The 20,694-nt window shown below is 61.3% G+C and carries 24 protein-coding genes; 18 read left to right on the forward strand and 6 right to left on the reverse strand.

The features are described 5' to 3' along the window. Window positions 1-57: 57 nt before the first annotated feature. The 10 genes from ccmA to BN1133_RS14210 all read left to right on the forward strand — a co-directional run bounded on the left by ccmA (window position 58) and on the right by BN1133_RS14210 (window position 8,017). The gene (gene ccmA, locus BN1133_RS14165) at window positions 58-696 is read left to right on the forward strand and encodes a cytochrome c biogenesis heme-transporting ATPase CcmA (protein ID WP_153006725.1); all 639 of its coding nucleotides are present in this window, start codon (window positions 58-60) and stop codon (window positions 694-696) included. Beyond that, the gene (gene ccmB, locus BN1133_RS14170; RefSeq protein WP_050667138.1) at window positions 696-1,364 is read left to right on the forward strand and encodes a heme exporter protein CcmB; all 669 of its coding nucleotides are present in this window, start codon (window positions 696-698) and stop codon (window positions 1,362-1,364) included. Before ccmA ends, ccmB begins: the two co-directional genes overlap by 1 nt. Window positions 1,365-1,487: 123 nt before the next feature. Beyond that, a complete protein-coding gene (locus tag BN1133_RS14175; protein WP_050667139.1) occupies window positions 1,488-2,228 on the forward strand; it encodes a heme ABC transporter permease in 741 nt (246 codons plus the stop codon). A 2-nt stretch (window positions 2,229-2,230) separates the two neighbouring features. After that, window positions 2,231-2,437: a heme exporter protein CcmD gene (gene ccmD, locus BN1133_RS14180; protein WP_050667140.1), complete on the forward strand. Its 207-nt coding sequence runs from the start codon at window positions 2,231-2,233 to the stop codon at window positions 2,435-2,437. Then, window positions 2,434-2,928: a cytochrome c maturation protein CcmE gene (gene ccmE, locus BN1133_RS14185; protein ID WP_050667141.1), complete on the forward strand. Its 495-nt coding sequence runs from the start codon at window positions 2,434-2,436 to the stop codon at window positions 2,926-2,928. The genes ccmD and ccmE overlap by 4 nt, the downstream gene beginning before the upstream one ends. Further along, window positions 2,925-4,880: a heme lyase CcmF/NrfE family subunit gene (locus tag BN1133_RS14190; protein WP_050667142.1), complete on the forward strand. Its 1,956-nt coding sequence runs from the start codon at window positions 2,925-2,927 to the stop codon at window positions 4,878-4,880. Before ccmE ends, BN1133_RS14190 begins: the two co-directional genes overlap by 4 nt. Next, entirely contained in the window at window positions 4,877-5,407 is a 531-nt protein-coding gene (locus tag BN1133_RS14195) for a DsbE family thiol:disulfide interchange protein (RefSeq protein WP_050667143.1), read from the forward strand. Before BN1133_RS14190 ends, BN1133_RS14195 begins: the two co-directional genes overlap by 4 nt. After that, window positions 5,407-5,874 carry a cytochrome c-type biogenesis protein gene (locus BN1133_RS14200; protein ID WP_050667144.1) on the forward strand — a complete coding sequence of 156 codons (468 nt, stop codon included), beginning with the start codon at window positions 5,407-5,409 and terminating at the stop codon, window positions 5,872-5,874. The genes BN1133_RS14195 and BN1133_RS14200 overlap by 1 nt, the downstream gene beginning before the upstream one ends. Beyond that, complete coding sequence (gene ccmI / locus BN1133_RS14205; RefSeq protein WP_050667145.1) at window positions 5,871-7,118, forward strand: c-type cytochrome biogenesis protein CcmI; 1,248 nt, start codon at window positions 5,871-5,873, stop codon at window positions 7,116-7,118. The genes BN1133_RS14200 and ccmI overlap by 4 nt, the downstream gene beginning before the upstream one ends. Window positions 7,119-7,201: 83 nt before the next feature. Continuing rightward, window positions 7,202-8,017 (forward strand): MlaA family lipoprotein, encoded by an 816-nt coding sequence (locus BN1133_RS14210; RefSeq protein WP_050667146.1) that lies wholly within the window; start codon window positions 7,202-7,204, stop codon window positions 8,015-8,017. A gap of 86 nt (window positions 8,018-8,103) precedes the next feature. On the opposite strand, the gene sodB is transcribed toward BN1133_RS14210, so the two are convergent. Then, window positions 8,104-8,688: a superoxide dismutase [Fe] gene (sodB, locus tag BN1133_RS14215; protein ID WP_050667147.1), complete on the reverse strand. Its 585-nt coding sequence runs from the start codon at window positions 8,686-8,688 to the stop codon at window positions 8,104-8,106. Window positions 8,689-8,974: 286 nt separating this feature from the next. Here sodB and BN1133_RS14220 point away from each other — a divergent pair, with 286 nt between their 5' ends. Beyond that, window positions 8,975-9,310, forward strand: coding sequence for a Grx4 family monothiol glutaredoxin (locus BN1133_RS14220; RefSeq protein ID WP_050667168.1), 336 nt, complete (start codon window positions 8,975-8,977; stop codon window positions 9,308-9,310). Between the two features lie 72 nt (window positions 9,311-9,382). Here BN1133_RS14220 and BN1133_RS14225 read toward each other — a convergent pair whose 3' ends face one another. Next, window positions 9,383-10,594 (reverse strand): RsmB/NOP family class I SAM-dependent RNA methyltransferase, encoded by a 1,212-nt coding sequence (locus BN1133_RS14225; protein WP_050667148.1) that lies wholly within the window; start codon window positions 10,592-10,594, stop codon window positions 9,383-9,385. Between the two features lie 168 nt (window positions 10,595-10,762). Between BN1133_RS14225 and BN1133_RS14230 the strand changes: the two genes are divergently transcribed. The 4 genes from BN1133_RS14230 (at window position 10,763) to BN1133_RS14245 (ending at window position 14,761) form a co-directional block, all read left to right on the forward strand. Then, window positions 10,763-12,757: a reprolysin-like metallopeptidase gene (locus BN1133_RS14230; protein ID WP_050667149.1), complete on the forward strand. Its 1,995-nt coding sequence runs from the start codon at window positions 10,763-10,765 to the stop codon at window positions 12,755-12,757. Continuing rightward, on the forward strand, window positions 12,736-13,053 hold the full coding sequence (locus BN1133_RS14235; protein WP_050667150.1) for a hypothetical protein: 318 nt from the start codon (window positions 12,736-12,738) through the stop codon (window positions 13,051-13,053). Before BN1133_RS14230 ends, BN1133_RS14235 begins: the two co-directional genes overlap by 22 nt. A gap of 110 nt (window positions 13,054-13,163) precedes the next feature. Further along, window positions 13,164-13,802: a pyridoxamine 5'-phosphate oxidase gene (pdxH, locus tag BN1133_RS14240; RefSeq protein WP_050667151.1), complete on the forward strand. Its 639-nt coding sequence runs from the start codon at window positions 13,164-13,166 to the stop codon at window positions 13,800-13,802. Beyond that, the gene (locus BN1133_RS14245) at window positions 13,802-14,761 is read left to right on the forward strand and encodes a LysR substrate-binding domain-containing protein (RefSeq protein ID WP_050667152.1); all 960 of its coding nucleotides are present in this window, start codon (window positions 13,802-13,804) and stop codon (window positions 14,759-14,761) included. Before pdxH ends, BN1133_RS14245 begins: the two co-directional genes overlap by 1 nt. A 71-nt stretch (window positions 14,762-14,832) precedes the next feature. On the opposite strand, the gene BN1133_RS14250 is transcribed toward BN1133_RS14245, so the two are convergent. The 3 genes from BN1133_RS14250 to BN1133_RS14260 are packed head-to-tail and all read right to left on the reverse strand — an operon-like array spanning window position 14,833 to window position 17,278. Continuing rightward, on the reverse strand, window positions 14,833-16,014 hold the full coding sequence (locus BN1133_RS14250) for a M20 metallopeptidase family protein (RefSeq protein WP_050667153.1): 1,182 nt from the start codon (window positions 16,012-16,014) through the stop codon (window positions 14,833-14,835). Further along, window positions 16,014-16,463, reverse strand: coding sequence for a hypothetical protein (locus tag BN1133_RS14255; RefSeq protein WP_050667154.1), 450 nt, complete (start codon window positions 16,461-16,463; stop codon window positions 16,014-16,016). The genes BN1133_RS14250 and BN1133_RS14255 overlap by 1 nt, the downstream gene beginning before the upstream one ends. Beyond that, window positions 16,460-17,278: a DUF3100 domain-containing protein gene (locus tag BN1133_RS14260; protein ID WP_050667155.1), complete on the reverse strand. Its 819-nt coding sequence runs from the start codon at window positions 17,276-17,278 to the stop codon at window positions 16,460-16,462. The genes BN1133_RS14255 and BN1133_RS14260 overlap by 4 nt, the downstream gene beginning before the upstream one ends. 220 nt (window positions 17,279-17,498) lie before the next feature. On the opposite strand from BN1133_RS14260, the gene BN1133_RS14265 reads away from it, so the two are divergent. Next, entirely contained in the window at window positions 17,499-18,149 is a 651-nt protein-coding gene (locus BN1133_RS14265; protein WP_050667156.1) for a glutathione S-transferase family protein, read from the forward strand. A gap of 71 nt (window positions 18,150-18,220) precedes the next feature. Then, the gene (locus BN1133_RS14270; protein WP_050667157.1) at window positions 18,221-18,718 is read left to right on the forward strand and encodes a GNAT family N-acetyltransferase; all 498 of its coding nucleotides are present in this window, start codon (window positions 18,221-18,223) and stop codon (window positions 18,716-18,718) included. Between the two features lie 65 nt (window positions 18,719-18,783). Here the strand turns inward: BN1133_RS14270 and BN1133_RS14275 are convergent, their stop codons facing one another. Beyond that, on the reverse strand, window positions 18,784-20,040 hold the full coding sequence (locus BN1133_RS14275; protein WP_050667158.1) for an adenylosuccinate synthetase: 1,257 nt from the start codon (window positions 20,038-20,040) through the stop codon (window positions 18,784-18,786). A 138-nt stretch (window positions 20,041-20,178) separates the two neighbouring features. Between BN1133_RS14275 and BN1133_RS14280 the strand changes: the two genes are divergently transcribed. Further along, the coding region (locus BN1133_RS14280; RefSeq protein ID WP_157432347.1) for a LysR family transcriptional regulator at window positions 20,179-20,694 on the forward strand (516 nt) is incomplete at its 3' end.

Raw genomic sequence — 20,694 nt, forward strand, 5'->3', positions numbered from 1 at the left:
AAATCTTGGCAGGCTTCTTGTGGTACACTGCGCAGGCCTATACCCATTGACCCAGAGATCATGCTGCAAGCTCATCAACTGACCTGTGTTCGTGAAGACCGGACACTCTTCGAGTCTCTCTCCTTTTCGGTCGAGCCGGGTGAGGTGGTACAGGTCGAGGGGCCAAACGGTGTTGGCAAGACCAGTTTGCTGCGCCTCCTGACCGGTCTCTCCCTGCCGTTTGGGGGGTATGTGAGCTGGTGTGGCGAGGATATTTGCGAATGCCGTGATGAGTATCACGCCAGCCTGCTCTATCTGGGCCATCATCCTGGGACCAAGGCGAACCTGACCGCCTTTGAGAACCTCTCTTTCTATCAGCGCATCCATCATCCCGGCGAAGAGATCGATCTGTGGGAAGTGTTGGCGCGAGTCGGATTGGCCGGTTTTGAAGAGTCTCCCTGTGGCCAACTCTCGGCCGGTCAGCAGCGGCGGGTGGCTCTGGCCAGACTCTGGCTTAGCAGCAAGCCCTCACTGTGGATCCTGGATGAGCCCTTCACCGCCATCGACAAGCAGGGGGTGAAGGTGCTCGAGCGACTCTTCCTGGACCATGCGGACCGGGGGGGGATGGTGGTGCTCACTACCCATCAGGAGATGAGTCTGGCCCGTGAGCGGCTGCGCACCATCGCCCTGAGCCGCCAATTGCAAGGAGTCGCATGATGTTTTCCCCCTTGCTGCATGTGATCCGTCGTGAGCTGCTGATGGCCATGCGCCAGCGCTCGGAGATCCTCAATCCGCTCTGGTTTTTTCTCATCGTCATCACCCTTTTTCCCTTGGGGATTGGCCCTGAGCCGGCGCTGCTGGCCCGCATTGCCCCCGGGATCATCTGGGTGGCGGCCCTGCTCTCGGCCATGCTCTCCCTGGAGCGGCTGTTTCGTGATGACTTCGCCGACGGGGCCCTCGAGCAGATGATGTTGATGCCTGCTCCTCTCGGCGTGCTGGCACTCGGGAAAGTCGTGGCCCACTGGCTCTTGACCGGCTTGCCCCTCTTGCTGCTCTCTCCCCTGATTGCCCTGTTGCTGTCGCTGGATCTGCGCACCTGGCAGGCGGTCGCCTTGACCCTCTTGCTGGGGACACCTGTGCTGAGTCTGCTTGGTGCCGTCGGGGTAGCGCTGACGGTGGGTCTGCGACGTGGTGGTGTATTGCTGAGCCTGCTCATCTTGCCGCTCTATATTCCCGTGCTCATCTTTGCCACCTCGGCCATCGATGCGGCTGGAATGGGTCTGCCCTATGGAGGGCAGTTGGCGATACTGGGGGCCATGTTGTTGGGGGCCCTGACCCTGACACCGTTGGCTATTTCGGCGGCGCTGCGGGTGAGCATGAATTAATGCGGGTTTGCGGTGGATCAAGGAGTCTGCCGCTTAATCCGATAGAGGTATTTTTTATACTGTTTTAGCCGGTAAGGTTAGCCCCTGAACCGGACATTTAATTACTCTAAGGTACTGTGAGCTATGTGGAAATGGTTGCATCCTTATGCCAAGCCCGAGCGTGCCTACGCCCTGGCTGGTCTGCTCTTGCCCTGGTTTGCGGTGATCAGTGTGATCGCCTTTGTCGTCGGTCTGGTGTGGGGATTGGCCTTCGCGCCGGCCGACTATCAGCAGGGTGACTCTTTTCGCATCATCTATATCCATGTCCCCTCCGCCATCCTCTCCATGGGCGCCTACTCGACCATGGCCATTGCGGCCGGGATCGGACTGGTGTGGCAGCTGCGCATGGCCGATATGACGGTGGCGGCCATCGCCCCGGTTGGTGCCGTCTTCACCTTTATCGCCCTGGTGACCGGCGCGGCCTGGGGTAAGCCCATGTGGGGCACCTGGTGGGTATGGGATGCCCGTCTCACCTCCGAGCTCATCCTGCTGTTTCTCTATCTGGGGGTGATCGCTCTCTACAATGCCTTCAGCGACAAGGTGTTGGCGGGAAGAGCGGCCAGTATTCTGGCATTGGTGGGGGTCGTTAATCTGCCGATCATCCACTATTCGGTAGAGTGGTGGAACACCCTGCATCAGGGGGCCTCTATCACCAAGTTTGCCAAGCCCTCCATCTCTGCCGAGATGCTCTGGCCCTTGCTTGTCATGATTCTGGCCTTCGCGACGTTTCTCGGCGCCGTCACCTTGATGCGTTTTCGCAACGAGTTGCTGATGCGCGAATGGAATCGCCCCTGGGTGAAGGCCATCGCCCAGCAGGAGAAGTAACCATGCACTTTGCCTCTTTTGCCGATTTCCTCGCCATGGGAGGGTATGCCTTCTACGTTTGGCTCTCCTTTGGTATCACGCTGGCATCCCTTGCCGGCATCGTCATCACCACTCGCCTCAAGCGCAAGCAGCTCCTCGATGAGTTGCACCGTAAAGAGGCGCGGGAGGCCCGTCGTCAGGCAGCCCAGTCCATGGAGAACACCTTATGAATCCGAGACGCAAGAAGCGCCTCTCCATTCTGCTTGTCATCGTGTTGGGACTGGGGGGGGTCATCGGTCTGGTGCTCTATGCCCTGAGCCAGAATATCGACCTCTTCTACACGCCGACCGAGTTGGTGCAGGGAAAGGGGCCTGAGAAGATCAAACCCGACGCCGGGCAGCGTCTGCGGATTGGTGGCCTGGTGGTGCCCGGTTCGGTCAAGCGGGCCAGTGACAGCCTCAAGGTCAATTTCCAGCTGGTGGACGCCGGCGGGGGGTTAGTCACCGTTCACTTCGATGGCATCTTGCCGGATCTGTTCCGGGAGGGACAGGGGATCGTCGCTCAGGGTACCCTGCGCGACGCCACCACGGTCGATGCCTTTGAGGTGCTGGCCAAGCACGACGAAAACTACATGCCGCCCGAGGTAGCCGATGCCCTCAAGGGGATGCAGCACTACAAGCCCGAGTACACCGAAGCCCAGCTGAAAGGTACCCATCAATGATCCCTGAGTTGGGCCAGTTTGCCCTCATTCTCTCCTTCGCCGTCGCCCTGCTGCTCGGCACATACCCCTTGTTCGGCGCCCACTTCGGGCGCCTGGGCATGATGAAGGCGGCGCGGCCGCTCGCTTATGCCCAGTTTCTTGCCTTGCTGGTCTCCTTTGCCTGCCTGACCTGGTCCTTCATCGAGAATGACTTTACGGTGCAGTATGTGGCCACCAACTCCAACAGCCTGTTGCCGCTTGCCTACCGCATCTCGGCGGTGTGGGGGGCCCATGAGGGCTCTCTGCTGCTCTGGGTGCTGACTCTGGGCGGCTGGACCGCGGCCGTGGCCCGCTTCAGTCGTGGCCTTCCCCTCGATGCGGTGGCCCGGGTGCTCGGTGTGCTGGGTCTGATCGCGGTAGGCTTTACGGCGTTTGTATTGTTCACCTCCAACCCCTTCACCCGTACTCTGCCCTTCTATCCGGTGGACGGGCGTGACCTCAATCCGCTGTTGCAAGACCCGGGGCTCATCTTCCACCCGCCCATGCTCTACATGGGCTATGTGGGCTTTGCGGTGGCCTTTGCATTTGCCATTGCGGCCCTGCTGACCGGCCGCCTCGACGCCACCTGGGCACGCTGGTCGCGTCCCTGGACCATGGCCGCCTGGATCTTCCTGACCTTGGGGATAGCCCTGGGCTCCTGGTGGGCCTATTACGAGCTCGGTTGGGGTGGCTGGTGGTTTTGGGACCCGGTAGAGAATGCCTCCTTCATGCCCTGGTTGGCGGGTACGGCACTGCTGCACTCCCTCGCGGTGAGTGAGAAGCGTGCCACCTTCAAGGCCTGGACCGTACTGCTGGCCCTCTCGGCATTTTCCCTCAGCCTGCTTGGCACCTTCCTGGTGCGCTCGGGTGTGCTGGTGTCGGTGCATGCCTTTGCCTCTGACCCGACTCGCGGTCTCTTTATCCTCGGTTTCCTGCTGGCGGTGATCGGCTCCTCCCTGCTGCTCTATGCCTTCAAGGGGGGCCAGGTGCGCAGCCACGGTAAATATGAGTTGTTTAGCCGTGAGACCCTGCTGCTGGGCAACAACATCCTGCTGATGGCGGGCCTGCTCACCGTGCTGATCGGCACCTTGTTGCCTCTGGTGCACAAGGAGCTGGGGCTTGGCAGCATCTCCATCGGCACCCCCTTCTTCAACCAGATCTACAGCTGGCTCATCATCCCCTTTGCCCTGCTGCTCGGGGTGGGTCCCCTGTTCCGCTGGCGTCGCCAGGAGCTGGCCGATATCCGCGGCAAGGTCATGGTGGCCCTGATCCTCAGTCTGATCGCCGCCATTGGCCTGCCCCTGCTGTTTGCCGAGAGCTTCAAGCCCTGGGCTGCGCTGGGGATTGGACTCGGTGTCTGGATCATGGTCACCAGTGCCCAGGAGACCTGGGCCCGGGCCACCCATCGCCACTCCTTTGGTGAGGGGGTTCGTCGCCTCGGTAACAGCCACTGGGCCATGATCCTCGGCCATGTGGGGTTGGCGGTCACCATCATTGGCATCGCCTGTACCCAAAATTACAGCATCGAGAAGGACTTGCGCATGCAGGCGGGGGATCGCGCCACCTTTGCCGACTATGAGTTCGTCTTCACCGGTATCCGCCAGAAGGATGGCCCCAATTACCACGGCTTCAAGGGGGTGATCGAGGTTCATCAGAATGGCCGTCAGGTCGCCCTGCTCAAACCCGAGAAGCGCAACTACATCGTCACCCGCATGCCGATGACAGAGGCCGCTATCGACGCCGGCTTCACCCGGGATCTCTACGCCGCCCTCGGCGAGCCGCTCGATGACAATGCCTGGGCCGTGCGCCTCTACTACAAGCCATTCGTGCGCTGGATCTGGGTCGGTGGACTCATCATGGCCATTGGTGGTCTGCTCGCCATGCTCGATGGCCGCTATCGTTTCAATCGTCGTGAGGAGGAGGCCAAGGTATGAGTCGCAAGACCTGGCTGTTTCTAATCCCCTTTGTGGTCTTCTTGCTGGGGGCTGTCTTCCTGTTTCGTGGCCTCTACTCCGATCCCCGCAAGCTGGAATCCGTGTTGGTGGGGCAAGAGGTGCCCGTCTTTACCCTGCAGGACATCTTCGATCTCAATAAGCAGCACGATCGCTCCCTGTTGACCGGTCGCCCCATGCTGCTCAATGTATGGGCCACCTGGTGTCCGACCTGCTACTCGGAGCATGAGTACCTCAAGCAACTGGCCGGCCAAGGGATCGCCATCATCGGCATGAACTACAAAGATGATCGGGATAAGGCGATTGGCTGGCTCAAGGAGCTGGGCAACCCCTATCAGGTAACCCTCTACGATCCGGATGGCATGCTGGGGCTGGATCTGGGGGTTTACGGTGCCCCCGAGACTTTCTTCATCGACAGTAAGGGGATCATCCGCTATCGCCACGTGGGGGATATCAATTCCCAGGTGTGGGAGAGCTCCCTGAAGGCCATCTATGAGGGGATGAAGTGATGAGAGCCGCCCTCTTTGCCATTGCATTTGTTCTGTTGGGGATGAGCGGCGTGGCCCGCGCCGATATCGATGTCTATAACTTCGACAGCGATGCCCAGGAGCAGGCGTTTCGTGAGTTGACCAAGGAGCTGCGTTGCCCCAAGTGTCAAAACCAGGATATCGCCGACTCCAATGCCGGCCTTGCCAAGGATCTGCGCGACAAAACCTACCAGATGGTGCGCGCCGGTAAGAGCAAGGAAGAGGTGGTCGACTACATGGTCGCCCGCTACGGCAACTTCATCCTCTATGACCCCCCCCTGATGGCCTCGACCCTGATCCTTTGGGTCGGCCCCTTCGCCGTCATCCTGATAGGCGCTCTGGTGGTGGTACGGCGCAGCCGCCGTGGTCCGCCGGGGAACAACACGGATTTGAGCGAGGCGGAGCAGAACCGTCTCAAGCGTCTGCTCGATGAGGACAAACAAGCATGATCGGATTTTGGATTGCCGCCCTGGCGCTGGTGGCCTTGGCCGCCACCGCCCTGATCCTGCCCCTGTGGCAGGGGGGAGGAGAGCAGGGGTTGACGCGTACCGAGCTCAACAAACGCCTCTATCGACGTCGTCTGACGGAGCTTGGGGAGGAGCGCGAGCAGGGGCTGCTCGGCGAGGAGCCCGAGACCGAACTGGAGCTCAAGCGCAGCCTGCTCGACGATATTCCCGATGTGGAGCAGGGGGCCCGTAATGGCCGCAGCCTGCTTTGGCTGCCGGGAGTGCTGGTACTGCTGGTGGTGAGCATCGGCCTCTACCTGCAGTTGGGCGCCTGGCGCGAGGTCAAGGTGTGGCAAGAGAGTGCGGCTCGTCTTGGGGAGCTGAGTAACCGCATCCTGGTTGAACGTGATGCCAATGTGACCGAGCAGGATCTGCAGGCCTTCATCCTGGCACTGCGCACCAAGCTGCAGAGCGACGGGGAAGATTATCGTGGCTGGTTGCTGCTCGGGCGCCTGCTGCTCGACGGGCAGGATCCCGAGTCGGCGTTGCAGGCGCTGGACAAGGCCCACCGCCTGTCACCGGATCCCGCACTGGTGGTGGTCCCCTATGCCCAGGCTCTGATGATGAACGGAGACGAGGCTCGGGCCGAGACCTTGCTCAAGGAGGCGATAGCGCGCGACCCCAAAAACCTCGAGGCCCTCTCCGTCTACGCCTTCATGGCTTTGCAAGAAGAGGACTACCCCACCGCCTTGCAGCGTTGGCAGTCCATGCTTCCCCTGATGGAGCCCGGTTCACCCCGCTATCAGATGATCGAGCGCTCCATCGACTTTGCCCGCCAGAAGATGACTCTGCGTGGCCAGAGTGAGGTGATGCATGGCACCTCGCAGCAGGAGGTGGCCACTGGCCTGCGTTTCCCGGTGACCGTCACCCTGGCAGAGGGGGTCACAGTGCCCCCGCAGGGATTCCTGTTCGTGTTTGCCGTGGTACCCAATGGCCCACCCATGCCGATTGCCGTGCAGCGTATCGCCAACCCCGGCTTCCCGCTTAAGGTGACCCTGAGCGATAGGGATGCCATGATGCAGGGGGGCAAGCTGGCCGACTATCCCGCTCTCCAGTTCAAGGCTCGTCTGTCGCCCAGCGGCAACGTCATGGAGAAGTCGGGAGCCTTCGAGGGGCTTTCCGAACCGGTCAATACTCAGGCACCACTACCGGCATCGATTGACATTCGCATCGCCAACCCTCTTTAATACCTCTTTTGCGCAGCCTCCCACGGGGCTGCGCTCACTCCATATACAATAAATAGAGACCAGCTACAGTCATGGTGTCAGCAATGCAACTGAGAGTGGCGGCATTATTGCCTTTTCTTCTGATGGCCGGTTGTGCCGGTGGCCCTCCCAAGGAGGCCCCCGCCAGCCTGCCCGATCCCATGGGGCCTCCCCCCAATGCCAAGGCGGTGAGCACCGCCAGCGATCCCAAGGACCCGTTTGAGGGGGCCAACCGGGCCATGTGGGCGGTTAACTATGATGTGCTCGAGCCCTATGTGGCGCGTCCGGTGATCCATGCCTACGCCAACTATGTGCCCGCATCGGTCAAGACAGGCATCGAAAACCTGGTCGAGAACTTCAACGAGCCAAGCAGCATGGTCAACCATCTGATCAGCGGTGACATGAAGGGGGCCGGAACCAATCTGGGCCGCTTCACCCTCAATACCACCATCGGCCTGCTCGGTATCTTCGATGTGGCCAAGCACGTGGGGATGGAGCGCAACAAGCTCGAGCTCTCCACCGTGCTCGGGCGGATGCACATCGGGGAGGGGGCTTATGTGATGGTGCCGGTCTACGGGCCTACCACGACCCGGGAGATAGTCGGTGATACCATCGACGTGCTCTACTTCCCCTATACCCTGCTCACCTTCCCCCTCAAGGTCGTGCATTGGGCCCTGGATGGGGTGGGCACCCGCTCCAAGCTCATCGATCAAGAGCAGATTATCGACAATGCCCTCGATCCCTACAGCCTCACCAAGGGCTTCTACCTGCAGTACAATCAGTCCAAGGTGGATGGCAAGAGCTTTAACCCCGATGCCAAACCTCAGGGAAGCAAGGATGAGGTCAACCTCGACGACTATATGGACGAGATCGACGAGTGACGCCAAGGGGCGCAGTGGCACCCCTTCACTTGGTCTCTTGCCATAAAAAAACGCCCCGCAGTAGCGGGGCGTTTCTATTGGGGCAATCAGGCAGCCAGGTTCTTGGCAGCGAAATCCCAGTTGACCAGAGACCAGAAGGCCTCCATGTATTTCGGACGCAGGTTGCGAAAATCGATGTAGTAGGCATGCTCCCACAGGTCGACGGTCAGCAGCGGGGTCACACCGGCCTCGGTCAGCGGGCAACCGGCGTTGGAAGTGTTGACGATGGCCAGGGTGCCGTCAGCTTTCTTCACCAGCCAGGTCCAGCTGGAGCCGAAGTTGGCGATGGCAGACTTGGTGAAGGCATCCTTGAACTCGGCGAAGGAGCCGAAGGCCTGGTTGATGGCATCGGCCAGGGCTCCGGTCGGCTCGCCACCACCGTTCGGAGAGAGGCAGTGCCAGTAGAAGGTGTGGTTCCAGATTTGGGCGGCGTTGTTGAAGATGCCGCCGGCAGAGGTCTTGATGATCTCTTCCAGAGACTTGCCTTCAAACTCGGTACCCGGAACCAGGTTGTTCAGGTTGACCACATAGGTGTTGTGGTGCTTGCCGTGGTGGTATTCCAGGGTTTCCTGAGAGATGTGCGGCTCCAGAGCATTGATTGCGTAGGGCAGAGCGGGAAGTTCGAATGCCATTGTCTACTCTCCATTGGCGATCGCCGAGGCGATGGTTGCACGACATTGCGGTTTCTTTTCACGATGGAAAAGAAATCTTATTAAAAAGATAGGGATATTGCCTTATCGAGATGGCTGGATTGTAACAGCATAGGGGTTGCGGCCACAACCGGCGGCAAGTGCCATGATCCTGGTCAATTTATGCTCCTGCTGATGGGGAAAGGCGCAAAACCCCTCGTATTGTACGTTTATGGTTACCGAGCCTTGGGGTAGAATGGCCCGCAACAAAGTGCAATGTGAGGCATTCATGGAAACCATCGACAAGATCAAGCAGCAGCTGGCCGAGAACCCCATCATCATCTACATGAAGGGCTCTCCCAAGCTGCCGAGCTGCGGCTTCTCCGCCCAGGCCTCTCAGGCCCTGATGGCGTGCGGTGAGCCGTTCGCCTATGTAGACATACTGCAAAATCCCGATATCCGCGCCGAGCTGCCCAAGTTCGCCAACTGGCCGACCTTCCCGCAGCTGTGGATTGAAGGGGAGCTGATCGGTGGTTGCGACATCATGCTGGAGATGTACCAGGCCGGTGAGCTGCAGACCCTGATCAAGGAAACGTCTGCCAAGCACAAGCAAGATGAAGCCTGAGCGAAGCGTCAAGCAAAAAAAAGGAGCCGAAAGGCTCCTTTTTTTATGGGCGTTTTTGATGGGCGTTGATCGTCAGGCGATCCGCTCGAGACGGGCCAGATAGAAGCCGTCGAAGCCGCTGTCGGCCGGGCTGATGTGGTCGTCCTCGATGAGGCGGAAGCGGTCGTTCTTGGCCAAGAAGGCGTCGATCTGGCCGCGGTTTTCCATCGGCAGGATGGAGCAGGTGGCGTAAACCAGGATACCGCCCACCTTCACCATGCGGCTGTAGCTCTCCAGGATCTCCGCCTGCAGGGCCACCAGGGGAGCCAGGCGTTCGGCGGTGTCTTTCCACTTGGTATCCGGGTTGCGCTTTAGCACACCCAGTCCAGAGCAGGGGACATCCAGCAGTACCCGATCCGCGCTCTCCTTGAGGCGCTTGATGGTCTTGCTGTCTTCGATAAGGCGGGTCTCCACGTTGTGTGCCCCGGCGCGACGGGCGCGCTCTTTCAGGTTATCGAGTTTCCACTGCTCGACATCCATGGCGATGAGGCGTCCTTTCCCCTTCATGGCAGCGGCGATATGCAGGGTCTTGCCGCCAGCCCCGGCGCAGGCATCGATGACGCGCATGCCCGGCTCAACAGCCAGGGCCGCAGCCACTTTCTGGGAGCCGGCGTCCTGCTGCTCAAACAGTCCGCTCTGGAACGCCTTGGTCTTGAACAGGGCGGCATCCGAGGTGATCTCGAGGGCCGTCTCAACACCCTCTACCTCACGGGCCTCAACCCCCTCTTTCTTGAGCTGGGCCTGCAGAGCCGCCTTGTCGCCCTTGAGCGTATTAACGCGCACGAAGCGCTTGGGGGCCTCGGCCAGGGCGGCGCGCTCGCGCGGCCAGGCGTCACCGAGTTGTTCGCTGCCGAGCTTGTCGAGCCAGCTGGGGCAGCCATCCATCAGGGTCGGATTCTTCTTGGCATCCTGCAGGCGGAAGCGGAAGGTCTCCTCCTTGAAGCGATCCAGGCTGCGGTGATTGGGCATGGGGATGCGGTGGAAGGCATGCCAGGCCAGCAGCAGGGGCCAACCCATCTTGCCCGCCTGACGCACCTGTACCCCCGCCAGGGTGCAGTAGAGGTTGAGGCGGCGCAGCAGATCGCCGGTCACCAGGGCGACCCGGGCCTGTTCGAACGGCTTGAGGCTCAGCCCCGAGAAACGGCGGGAGTAGGCGCGATCGAGGGGCATGCCCTGATTGAGCACGTCATCGAGCAGGTCGGCAACCAGATCACCGAGGCGCGGATGCAGAGGGGACTTGAGCATGAGAATTAACCTTGGCCAATGAAAACCGCGCAATGATAGGGACTAGACTCTTGAGGCGCAACCTTCACCCAATCGGGGTAGCCTGGGGTGGGAGTACTGGACGTTGTGCTGTGCGGGGGAGATGATGGTGATCCCCTTTGATAACAATAAGTTGTGAAGGATAACCCCATGAGACCAAAAATCAGCAGGCTTGCAGGGTGGGTTGCCGCCACCCTCCTTTTCTCGACACAGCCACTCCAGGCTGCCCAGTGGCACACGGTGTCGGCGCGGGGCAGCGCCGAGGCGAGCGGTGAGGTGCGGGCCAGTCAGTACCGGGTCGTGATGCCCGCAGATGACTACCTGTCCGGTCTCTATGAGGGAAACCTGCGCCTTGAACTGCCGCTTCCCGAGGGGGGATTCGTGCACTTCACACTGGAGCCCTATGATGTGATGCCGCCTGATCTGGCGGCCCGTTATCCCTCAATCCGTACCTTCAGGGCGCAGGGGACTGCGGATACAAGCCAGAGTGGTCGCGTGGATATCGGCCCCAACGGTTTTCATGCGGTCTTTACCCATCAGGGGAGCCTCATCTATGTGGATCCCCTTTCAGGCGGTCGCTATGCCGTCTATGACCAGCGTGATGCCCAGAGCCGCCTTAGCGAAGAGGCCGATCAGGTACTCGGCTTGCCAAAGGCGCGGGTTGCCCGTCAGGTAGTCAGCCAGGGCAATGAGCTGCGCACCTATACCATTGCCATGTCGGCCGCCGGCGAATATACCCGGTACTTTGGTGGCTCCAAGCTCCTGGCCATGACCGCCATCGCTACCCTGATCAACCGGGTCAACGAGGTTTATCGACGCGATCTCGGTATCGAGTTTCAATTGGTCAGCGGGAACGACAACCTTATCTATACAGACCCGACTTCCGACCCGTTTAATAATACCGACCAGGATCTCGAGACCAATATTGTGGTGCAGCGCAATGCCCGGAGCAGCAGCCAGATCGGTGCCTATGACATCGGCCATGTGGTGAACACAGGGGGAGGGGGGCTAGCCTCACTCGGTGTACTCTGCACCGGTGACGACAGTGCCGGTGGCATGACCGGCTCCGACACTCCGGTGGGAGATGCCTTCTTTATCGACTATGTGGCCCACGAGATAGGTCACCAGCTCGGTGCCGAGCATACCTTCAATGGCACCACCGGCAGTTGTGGTGGTGGAAATCGGGCTGCAACCCAGGCCTGGGAGCCGGGCAGTGGCAGCACCATCATGGCCTATGCAGGGATCTGCTCTAACGGCAGTATCGATGAGAACCTGCAGACCAACAGCGATCCCTACTTTCACAGTAAATCCATCGAGCAGATGAAGGCCCACATCGCCACCGTGCCCGGCTGTGGCACGGCAGTGGCCTCCGGTAATCGGCCACCGGTGGTCGATGGGGGGGCCGATTACACTATCCCGGCGCACACCCCCTTCGTGCTCAAAGGCAGTGGCAGCGATCCGGACGGTGACGATCTCGTCTACACCTGGGAGCAGGTCGATCTGGGCGCGGCCTCAAGCAGTGCCGATACCATGGTTGATGACGGTACCCGTCCCCTGTTTCGCTTCCTGCCACCCACTAAGTTGCCGGAGCGCACCCTGCCGGCGTTTGATTCGCTGCTCTCCGGCACCCTGGCCAAGGGGGAGGCCTGGCCGACCACCGACCGCACACTCCACTTTCGCCTGACGGCCCGGGATGGCAAGGGGGGGGTCACCAGTGACGAGAAGGCGGTCAATGTGAGGGTCACTTCGTCACCCTTTGCGGTGACCTCTTCGGGGACCCTCAGCCGTGGCGTCGCCAATACCGTCACCTGGCAGGTGGGAGAGACGGATCTTCCCCCCATCAACTGCGCCAAGGTGGATATCTTCCTCACGGCCGATGAGGGGACGAGCTGGAGTGCCCTGGCATCCGGGGTGCCCAACAGCGGCTCGGCCAGCGTCACGCTTCCTGCCGGCAGTTACACTCAGGCCCGAGTCAAGGTTGCCTGTAGTGACAACATCTTCTTCGCCCTCTCATCACGCCTGCCGGCCGTGGATGGAGCGGGAAGCAGTGGCGGTGGCTCTTCCGGTGGGGGCGGTGGTGGCTCCCTGGGCATCCTGGGTCTGTTGCTGGCAGGAGGTGCCCTGTGGCGTCGGCGCGGCTCCTGATCCTGTTGGCGCTGCTGAGCGGTTGCCAGGCTCAGGCCGATGTTCCTTCGCGGGATGTCGAGGCCAGAGCGGGTGCCGGCGATACCCGGCTTATCGTGCGTGCCGGGCGTGGCCAGGTGGCACCCGGTATTTCGGCCGAGCAGCAGGCAGAGGCCAAGGCGCGGTGCGGTATTCGCTATCTCGATGGTCTGGGGGATGTGATCCGGCCAGAGGCGCGGGAGCAATACGAGCGGCTCAGTGCCTATGCCTCGGAATATAACCGTCTGATGCTCTCCCATTGCCCACCGTCCAGGTAGGCGAATGATGACGGGGAGGCATGGGCCTCCCCGTTTTTTCAAGGTTGTCTCATCGCCCCATCCGGCGCACAATGCCTGCTGTTTTCTCCTCTTTGCCGTAGGAAATCAAGATGATGGATGTCGCCGATCTGCGCCGTGAATACACCAAGGGAGGGCTTCGCCGGGCCGATCTGCCGGCCGAGCCCCTCGCCCTGTTCGAGAAGTGGTTGGGGCAGGCCTGCGAGGCTCGCCTCACCGATCCCACTGCCATGGTGGTGGCGACCGTGGACGCCGACGGTCAGCCCTGGCAGCGCACCGTGCTGCTCAAGCACTACGATGCAGCCGGCATGCTCTTTTACACCAATATGGGGAGCCGCAAGGCGCTCCAGTTGGAGGGCAATCCCCGCATCAGCCTGCTCTTCCCCTGGCATATGCTCGACAGACAGGTTCATGTCACCGGCAGGGTCGAGAGGCTCGGCCCGGTCGAGGTGATGAAGTACTTTCACAGCCGCCCGAAAGACAGCCAGATTGCCGCCTGGGTTTCCCAGCAGTCCTCGCGTATCTCGGCACGCGGGGTGCTTGAGGCCAAGTTCCTCGAGCTCAGGCAGAAGTTCGCCAAAGGGGAAGTACCCCTGCCGAGCTTCTGGGGGGGCTACCGGGTGGTGATCGAGACGGTCGAGTTCTGGCAGGGGGGCGAGCACCGACTGCACGATCGTTTCTACTACACCCGGGATGGGGAGGGGTGGCAGATCGAGCGACTCGCCCCCTGATGAATATCGCCAGGCTCAAGAACTTCACCGAGGTGGTGAGAAACGGCTTCAACATCTCGGCGACGGCGGAGCGGCTCTACACCTCCCAACCCACCCTCAGCAAGCAGATGAAGATGCTGGAAGACGAGCTGGGACTGGCCCTCTTCACCCGCAGAGGAAAGAATCTGGTCGGCCTCACCCCGGCGGGGGAGCGGGTGATGGAGCTGGCCAAGGGGGTTGTGGCTCAAGTGGAGCAGATCAGCCAGCTCTCTCTGGGTGAGCAGCTCGCGACCAGCGGTGTGCTGCGCATCGCCACCACCCATACCCAGGCTCGCTACACGTTGCCCTCTGTCATCACCGCATTCCACCATCGCTACCCCGAGGTGGCCATCCATATTCACCAGGGAGCGCCGGCCCAGCTGGCCCAGATGGTGCAAAGCGGTGATGTGGAGATGGCGATCGCCACCGAGTCCATGTACCTGTTCGACGAGTTGGCCGCCATCCCCTGTCATCGCTGGGGGCGCAGCGTGGTGGTGCCTCACGGTCACCCGCTGCTGGAGTGTCAGCCCTTGTCCATGGCCGATCTGGCCCGTTACCCTCTCATCACCTATGTGTTCGGTTTCACCGGTCGCTCCAAGATGGACAAGGCCTTTGGTCGCCACGGCCTCTCCCCGAAAACGGTGCTGACCGCCACCGATACCGACGTCATCAAGCACTATGTCCGACTCGGCATGGGGGTCGGCGTGATAGCCAGCGTGGCCTTTGACGAGGGGGACCGGGAGAGTCTGGTTTGTCTCAATATCGATCATCTGATTGCCTCGAGCGCCACCCATGTCTGCCTGAGAAGGCATCAGCACCTGCGCGATTACATCTACGACTTTATCCACCTCTATGCACCCCATATCAGCCGGGAGACGGTGCAGCAGCATCTGATCAATCAGGCACCCGTCGCCAATATGGTTGAGCTGCCCTGGTTGTAGTCTCGTGGCAGGCATCGCAGAAACAACAAGAGAGGCCACGGCCTCTCTTGTTGTTTCATCGGGATGGGGCTTTAAGGGCGACGGGTCGCCAGATTGATAAAAATCTGGGCCCCGATCAGCAGGCAATCGTCATCCAGATAGTAGGGATTTGCGTGCAGGTAGTTGCAAATCCCCTTGGCCTGGCAGCCGCTGCCGAGGAAGAACATGGCGCCCTTGCGGCCACGGCAGGCGTTGACCATGTAGCTGAAATCTTCGCTGCCGGTCATCGGCTGACCCTGGGCGTTGATCCCCTCGCCGGGCAGCACATCGGCGGCGGCCTGCAGCAGGCGCTTGCACGCCTCCTGGTGGTTCTCCACCGCCGGATAACCGGCATAGACCATGCTGGTCTTGAAGCCGCGCAGCTCGCTCTGGGCCACTATCTCCCTGAAGCTGTTTTTCAGGATCTGGTCGGTGTCGGCGTCCATGGCGCGGATGGTGCCGCGCGCCTGCACATGGTCGGCGATGGCGTTGGGAATGGTGCCGCCGTTGATCATGCCGCAGCCGAACACCGCCGGACTGAACGGACTGGTGCGCTTGGCGACGATATAGTCCATGTCCTCTATGATGCGCACCGCCTCGCGGATGGCGTCCAGCCCCTTGTGAGGGGTGGAGCCGTGGGCCGAGATCCCGTGCACCTCCAGGGTCCAGGCAGAACCCCAGGAGGACATGACGCCGCTGTTGAACTTGATGGTGCCCGTCTCCATGGCGCCGTCGTTGTGCAGGGCATAGATCTCGTCCACCCCCGCCATGCAGCCCAGCTCCACCATCTTCTCGGCCCCCGGCACCCGCATGTCTTCCTCCGCCATCTGGAAGATGATGCGCACATTGTGGGTCAGCCGCTCTTTGTGCTCTGCGAGAAATTTCGCCGTGGTCAGGGCGATCGCCATGTGGGAGTCGTGGCCGCAGTTGTGGGCCATCCCCTCGTGAGTCGACTTGAACGCCACCTCGCTCGTGTCGTGCATCTCGAGGCCGTCCATGTCGGCCCGAAAGGCGATGGTGGGCAGGCTCGGGTCTATCACCAGATCCCCGTGAAAGCCGGTGAAGCCCGGGTAGTCGGTGAGGCGGTAGCCAAGGCCTTGCATCAGCTCGCGGCAGTAGGCAGAGGTCTTGTACTCGACGCCGGAGGCCTCGGGGATGGTGTGCAGATGGTGGCGTACTTGCTGGCTGAAATCGTGCAGGGCCAGCAGGGCCGACTCAATATGGACAGTGTTCATCAGATGATCCCTTGAATGGAGAAGCCGAGCTGGGCCACCAGCGATGCGCCGAAGAAGCAGCAGGTGGAGACGATCATAAAAATGAGGATCACCTTCCAGGACATCTTCTTGAGCTCTTCCAGTTGTCCGCCCACCGAGAGGCCGGCGAAGGCCAGCAGGGGCACGCAGCAGGAGAGGAAGGAGACCTTGCCCACGGCATCGATAAAGAGGCCGCGCACCGGAGTCTCCGGTAGGCAGATGAGGATGCCGATGATGGTGGCATAGGCAAAGGCCGGCAGGGAGGAGGGGAGATAGTGTTTGGCCACCAGAGAGGCAAACACCACCAGCGCCATGGCCACGAAGCTGTCACCCATCTGCCAGATGGGCAGGCCCGTGGTCAGGGTCTGGGTAAACATGGCCAGCAGGATCGCCAGAAAGACGAAGCGCATATCCATCACGATGCTTTTCATGCCTTCTCTCCTTTTTCGGTCAGGGCATAGATCTTCTCGGCAAGGGGCAGTCCCAGGTAGGTGAGGGAGAGGGCGCCCAGCGCCGACGAGAGCAGGTTCGAGGCGGCGGCAATGCTCAGCACCTGCTGGGCCAGCGCCTCGTCGAGGCCGTTGATGAGTGCCCCGGAGGCGGCGCTCAGCATGGAGCCCGAGCCCACGCCGGAGCCGGCGGCCAGCGCCAACGGATGCAGGCCGGTGAGCGGCGCTATGCTGCCGAGCACACTGAACCAGAGGGTGCCGATGACGGAGCCACACAGGTAGATGGCGAGCACGCCAATGTACTCCTGGGAGCCGGTGCCAAACTTGCCCTGAATGACGGCGACCGAGGGCTCACGGCTGATGGAGGAGCAGGCCCCGATGGCGCGGCGGCCAAAGCCGAACTTCACCGCCAGCGGAATGGCGATGAGGATGGGCAGCAGGTTGCCAATCTCCTGCAAGAAGAGCGGTACGCCGACGCTCAAGATCATCTTCAGGTTGGGAATGATCATCCCCGCATACTGGGTACCCAGGATGAGCAGACTAAAGCCCACCATCTTGCCGCAGAACCCCTCCTCCTTTTCGGTGAAGAGTTTCTTCCAGAGCGGGATGCGCATCTTGACCGGCTTGGCCGAGATCGTCATGCCGATGATGACGGCAAAGAGCATGGGCAGGACCGGGATGGTGGCGATACCGAGCTGGATCTCCTGCTTGCCGATAAGAGATTGGGCCACGAAGATCAGCAGGGCGGTTGCCCCTGTACCGACCATGAGCGGCTTGAGTGAACGGGTTGAGTCCATGATTTCCTCACAATGGATGCCAAGAGGGGCCAGGCCCCGGACCCGGCAGATAGTAGGGAAGGGCGCGTTGGGATGATGTGAGGTGGGTCATACTGACCCTATGGCATTTTTTCATGGCCTATGCCATTTAACCTGCCTGTGCCAGCGGCTAACAATTCGTTGTGAAATGGATAACAGACGCGCTTTAATAGCCCGGATTCAACCATGACAAGGAGTCACAATGCGATTGTATGGCGATCTGCGTTCGGGAAACTGCTACAAGGTGTGGCTGCTCGCCCGTTATCTTGCTATTCCCCTCGAGTGGGTGCATGTGGACATCGCCGCCGGCGAGACCCGCACCCCGGCCTTTCTGGCGATGAATCCCAACGGCAAGATCCCGGTGTTACAGCTCGAGGATGGGACCCTGTTGTGCGAGTCCAACGCCATTCTCTATCTGCTGGCCCAGGGGTCGCCGCTCTGGCCGAGCGACCCACTGGCCCAGGCCCGGGTGCTGCAGTGGCTCTTCTTCGAGCAGTACAGCCATGAGCCCTATGTGGCCGTCTCTCGTTTTATCGTGCTCTATCTGGGTCGCCCGGCAGATCAGGAGGCCCGTCTCCTGAGTCTTCGTGAACCGGCCCGGAAGGCACTGGCGGTCATGGAGTGTCAGCTGGCCGGTCACGAATGGCTCAGCGGCGATACGATGACCATCGCCGATATCGCCTTGTATGCCTATACCCATGTGGCCGAAGAGGGAGAGCTGAGCCTGGACCCCTTCCCAGCCGTGCGTGGCTGGCTGGCGCGCATGGGGCAGCAACCACTGCACCGTACCCTGAACCAGGCCCTGGCCGGTGAACACCCTACGGGTCAGGCCCGATCAGCCCCGCATTTTTGACCACCCGGGCTCAGCAAACGAACGGGGATGTGGAATAATGCGCGGCGACTACCGTAACGAGAGAGACGCTCATGCTGAGAACCGAACGCCCGGGCGACATGCTGCCGGTTCAGGAATTGATCGAAGCCGCCTTTGGCCGTAGTGATGAGGCCGAGTTGGTCAACCGCCTGCGCGAATGTGGCGCCGCCGTGGTGACCATGGTGGAGGAGGAAGAGTTCGAGTTTATGGGCCACCTCCTGATGAGTCCGGTGACTATCGCCGGTCAGGAAGGGCCCTGGCTCGGCCTGGCGCCGCTGGCGGTGCATCCGGATTGGCAGGGGCAGGGCATTGGCTCGGATCTGGTGCGCGAGGGGCTCGATACGGCGCTGGAGATGGACTGGAAGGCCGTCGTGGTGCTGGGGGATCCCCTCTACTACCAACGTTTCGGTTTTCGCCCTGCCAGCGACTTTGGCCTGCACTGCATCTACGAGGTGCCCGCCGAGTGCTTCATGGTCATGGAGCTCGAGCCCGGCTCGCTGGCCGGCGTGGCCGGTGAGGTACTCTATCACCCGCTCTTTGACGAGGCCTGAGGGGCTTCCCGGAGGCAGTAACAAAAACGCCAGTCTTTCGACTGGCGTTTTGCTATCCGAAGCGCTTAGCGCAGGATCATCTCTTCGCGACCCGGGCCGACGGAGACCATGTTGACCGGTACCCCGAGCAGCTCCTCGATGCGCAGCACATACTGCTGGGCGGCCTTGGGCAGGCTCTCGAAGGTGCGGCAGCCGCTGATGTCCTCGCTCCAGCTCTCCATCTTCTCGTAGACAGGTTTCAGGGCGGCGGTTTGCGGCCAAATCGGGTTTTCGGTGTGATCCCCTTCGTAGGCCACGCAGATCTTCAGATCCGGCAGACCGGTCAGGCAGTCCAGCTTGGTCAGGGCCACTTCGGTGGCGGCCTGCAGCTCGACCCCGTTTTTGGTCGCCACGGCGTCGAAGTAGCCGACGTCACGGGGACGGCCGGTGGTGGCGCCGAACTCGTTGGTGATCTTGCGAAACTCGTCCTGGTTCTCCATGGCGGTCAGCAGGGTGCCGGTACCGACGGAGGAGCTGAAGGCCTTGGCCACGGCGATGACGCGTTCCGGGCGCAGACCCGGCAGACCGCCACCGATGCCGGCATAGGCACCGGAGACATGGGAGGAGGTGACCCAGGGGTACTCACCGTAGATCAGGTCGCGGCCGGCGCCCAGCTGGGCTTCGAACAGCAGGGTCTTGCCTTCGGCCTGCAGGCCCTTGAGGGGAACGCTGACGTTGCAGACGGCGTCGATCCAGGGCGCAGAGACTTCCAGCAGCCAGTCGGCCATCTCCTGGGCGGTCTGGGCGAACTCGAAGCTCGGGTAGAGGGCCTTGAGTTGGGGCAGTTTCCAGTCGAGGAAGAACTGGATGCGCTCGACCAGCACTTCCGGCTGCTTCAGCCAGCCGACCAGGATCGCTTTTTTCATGACGCGGTCACCGTAGGCCGGGGCAATGCCCTGACGGGTGGATCCGTAGGCGCCATCACCCAGACGCTGCTCTTCCAGGGTGTCTTCAAGGGCGTGCAGGGGCAGGCAGAGGGTGGCGCGATCGGAGATGGCCAGCTTGGGGGTGATGCCGGAAGCCTTCACCTCGTCGAGTTCGACGGTGAGCTTCTCGGGGCTGATCACCATGCCCGGGCCGAGTACGACCAGGCAGTCGGGGTTGAACACGCCGCTCGGTACCTGGTGCAGCTTGAAGGTACCCAGATCGTTGACCACGGTATGGCCGGCATTGTTGCCGCCCTGGAAACGGATGCTGGCGCCGGCTTGGCCTGCCAGATAATCCACGATGCGGCCCTTGCCCTCATCACCCCAGTTGGCACCTACCACGACGATAGACGACATGTTCTTCTCCTCAAAATGGAAGTAGCAAAACGCGAAGTCCTCATCCTAGGAGGGGATGGGAAATATGAAAAATTAATTATCTTTATCTGTCTGATAAGAAATTCATATAATTGAGACTGATTCACCCCGGGAGGGCTTATGCTCGATCTCCACTGGCTCAATACCTTCGTGACCCTGGCCCGTCTGCAGCACTTCGGTCAGACGGCGGCCGAGCTGCACATGACCCAGCCCAACGTCAGTTTGCACCTCAAGCGCCTCGAGGAGGTTACCCACACCCGCCTCATCGAGCGTAACCCCTTCCGCCTGACCCAGGCGGGGGAGCGGCTGCTGGTGAGCGCCCAGCGCGCCCTGAGCGAGCTGCAGCTCTGTCAGTCCGATCTCAACGCCCTGGGGGATCTGGCCCAGGGCACCATCACCATAGCGGCGAGCGACATCATCTCGCGCCTCTTGTTGATCCGTCCCTTTCAGCGCTTCAAGCAGGCCTATCCCGGCCTGGATCTGGCCCTCTTCAACACCACCTCGGATCGCGCCGCCGAGCAGGTCAGGAGCGGGCGTGCCGATCTCGGTTTCGTGCTGGCCCAGCGACCGAGCGATACGCTCCACTTCACCGCCCTGCGGGAGGTGGGCTGGTGCGCCCTGGGGGAGGGGATGGAG

It is taken from the genome of Aeromonas schubertii (genome assembly GCF_000820105.1).
Classification (GTDB): Bacteria; Pseudomonadota; Gammaproteobacteria; order Enterobacterales; family Aeromonadaceae; genus Aeromonas; species Aeromonas schubertii.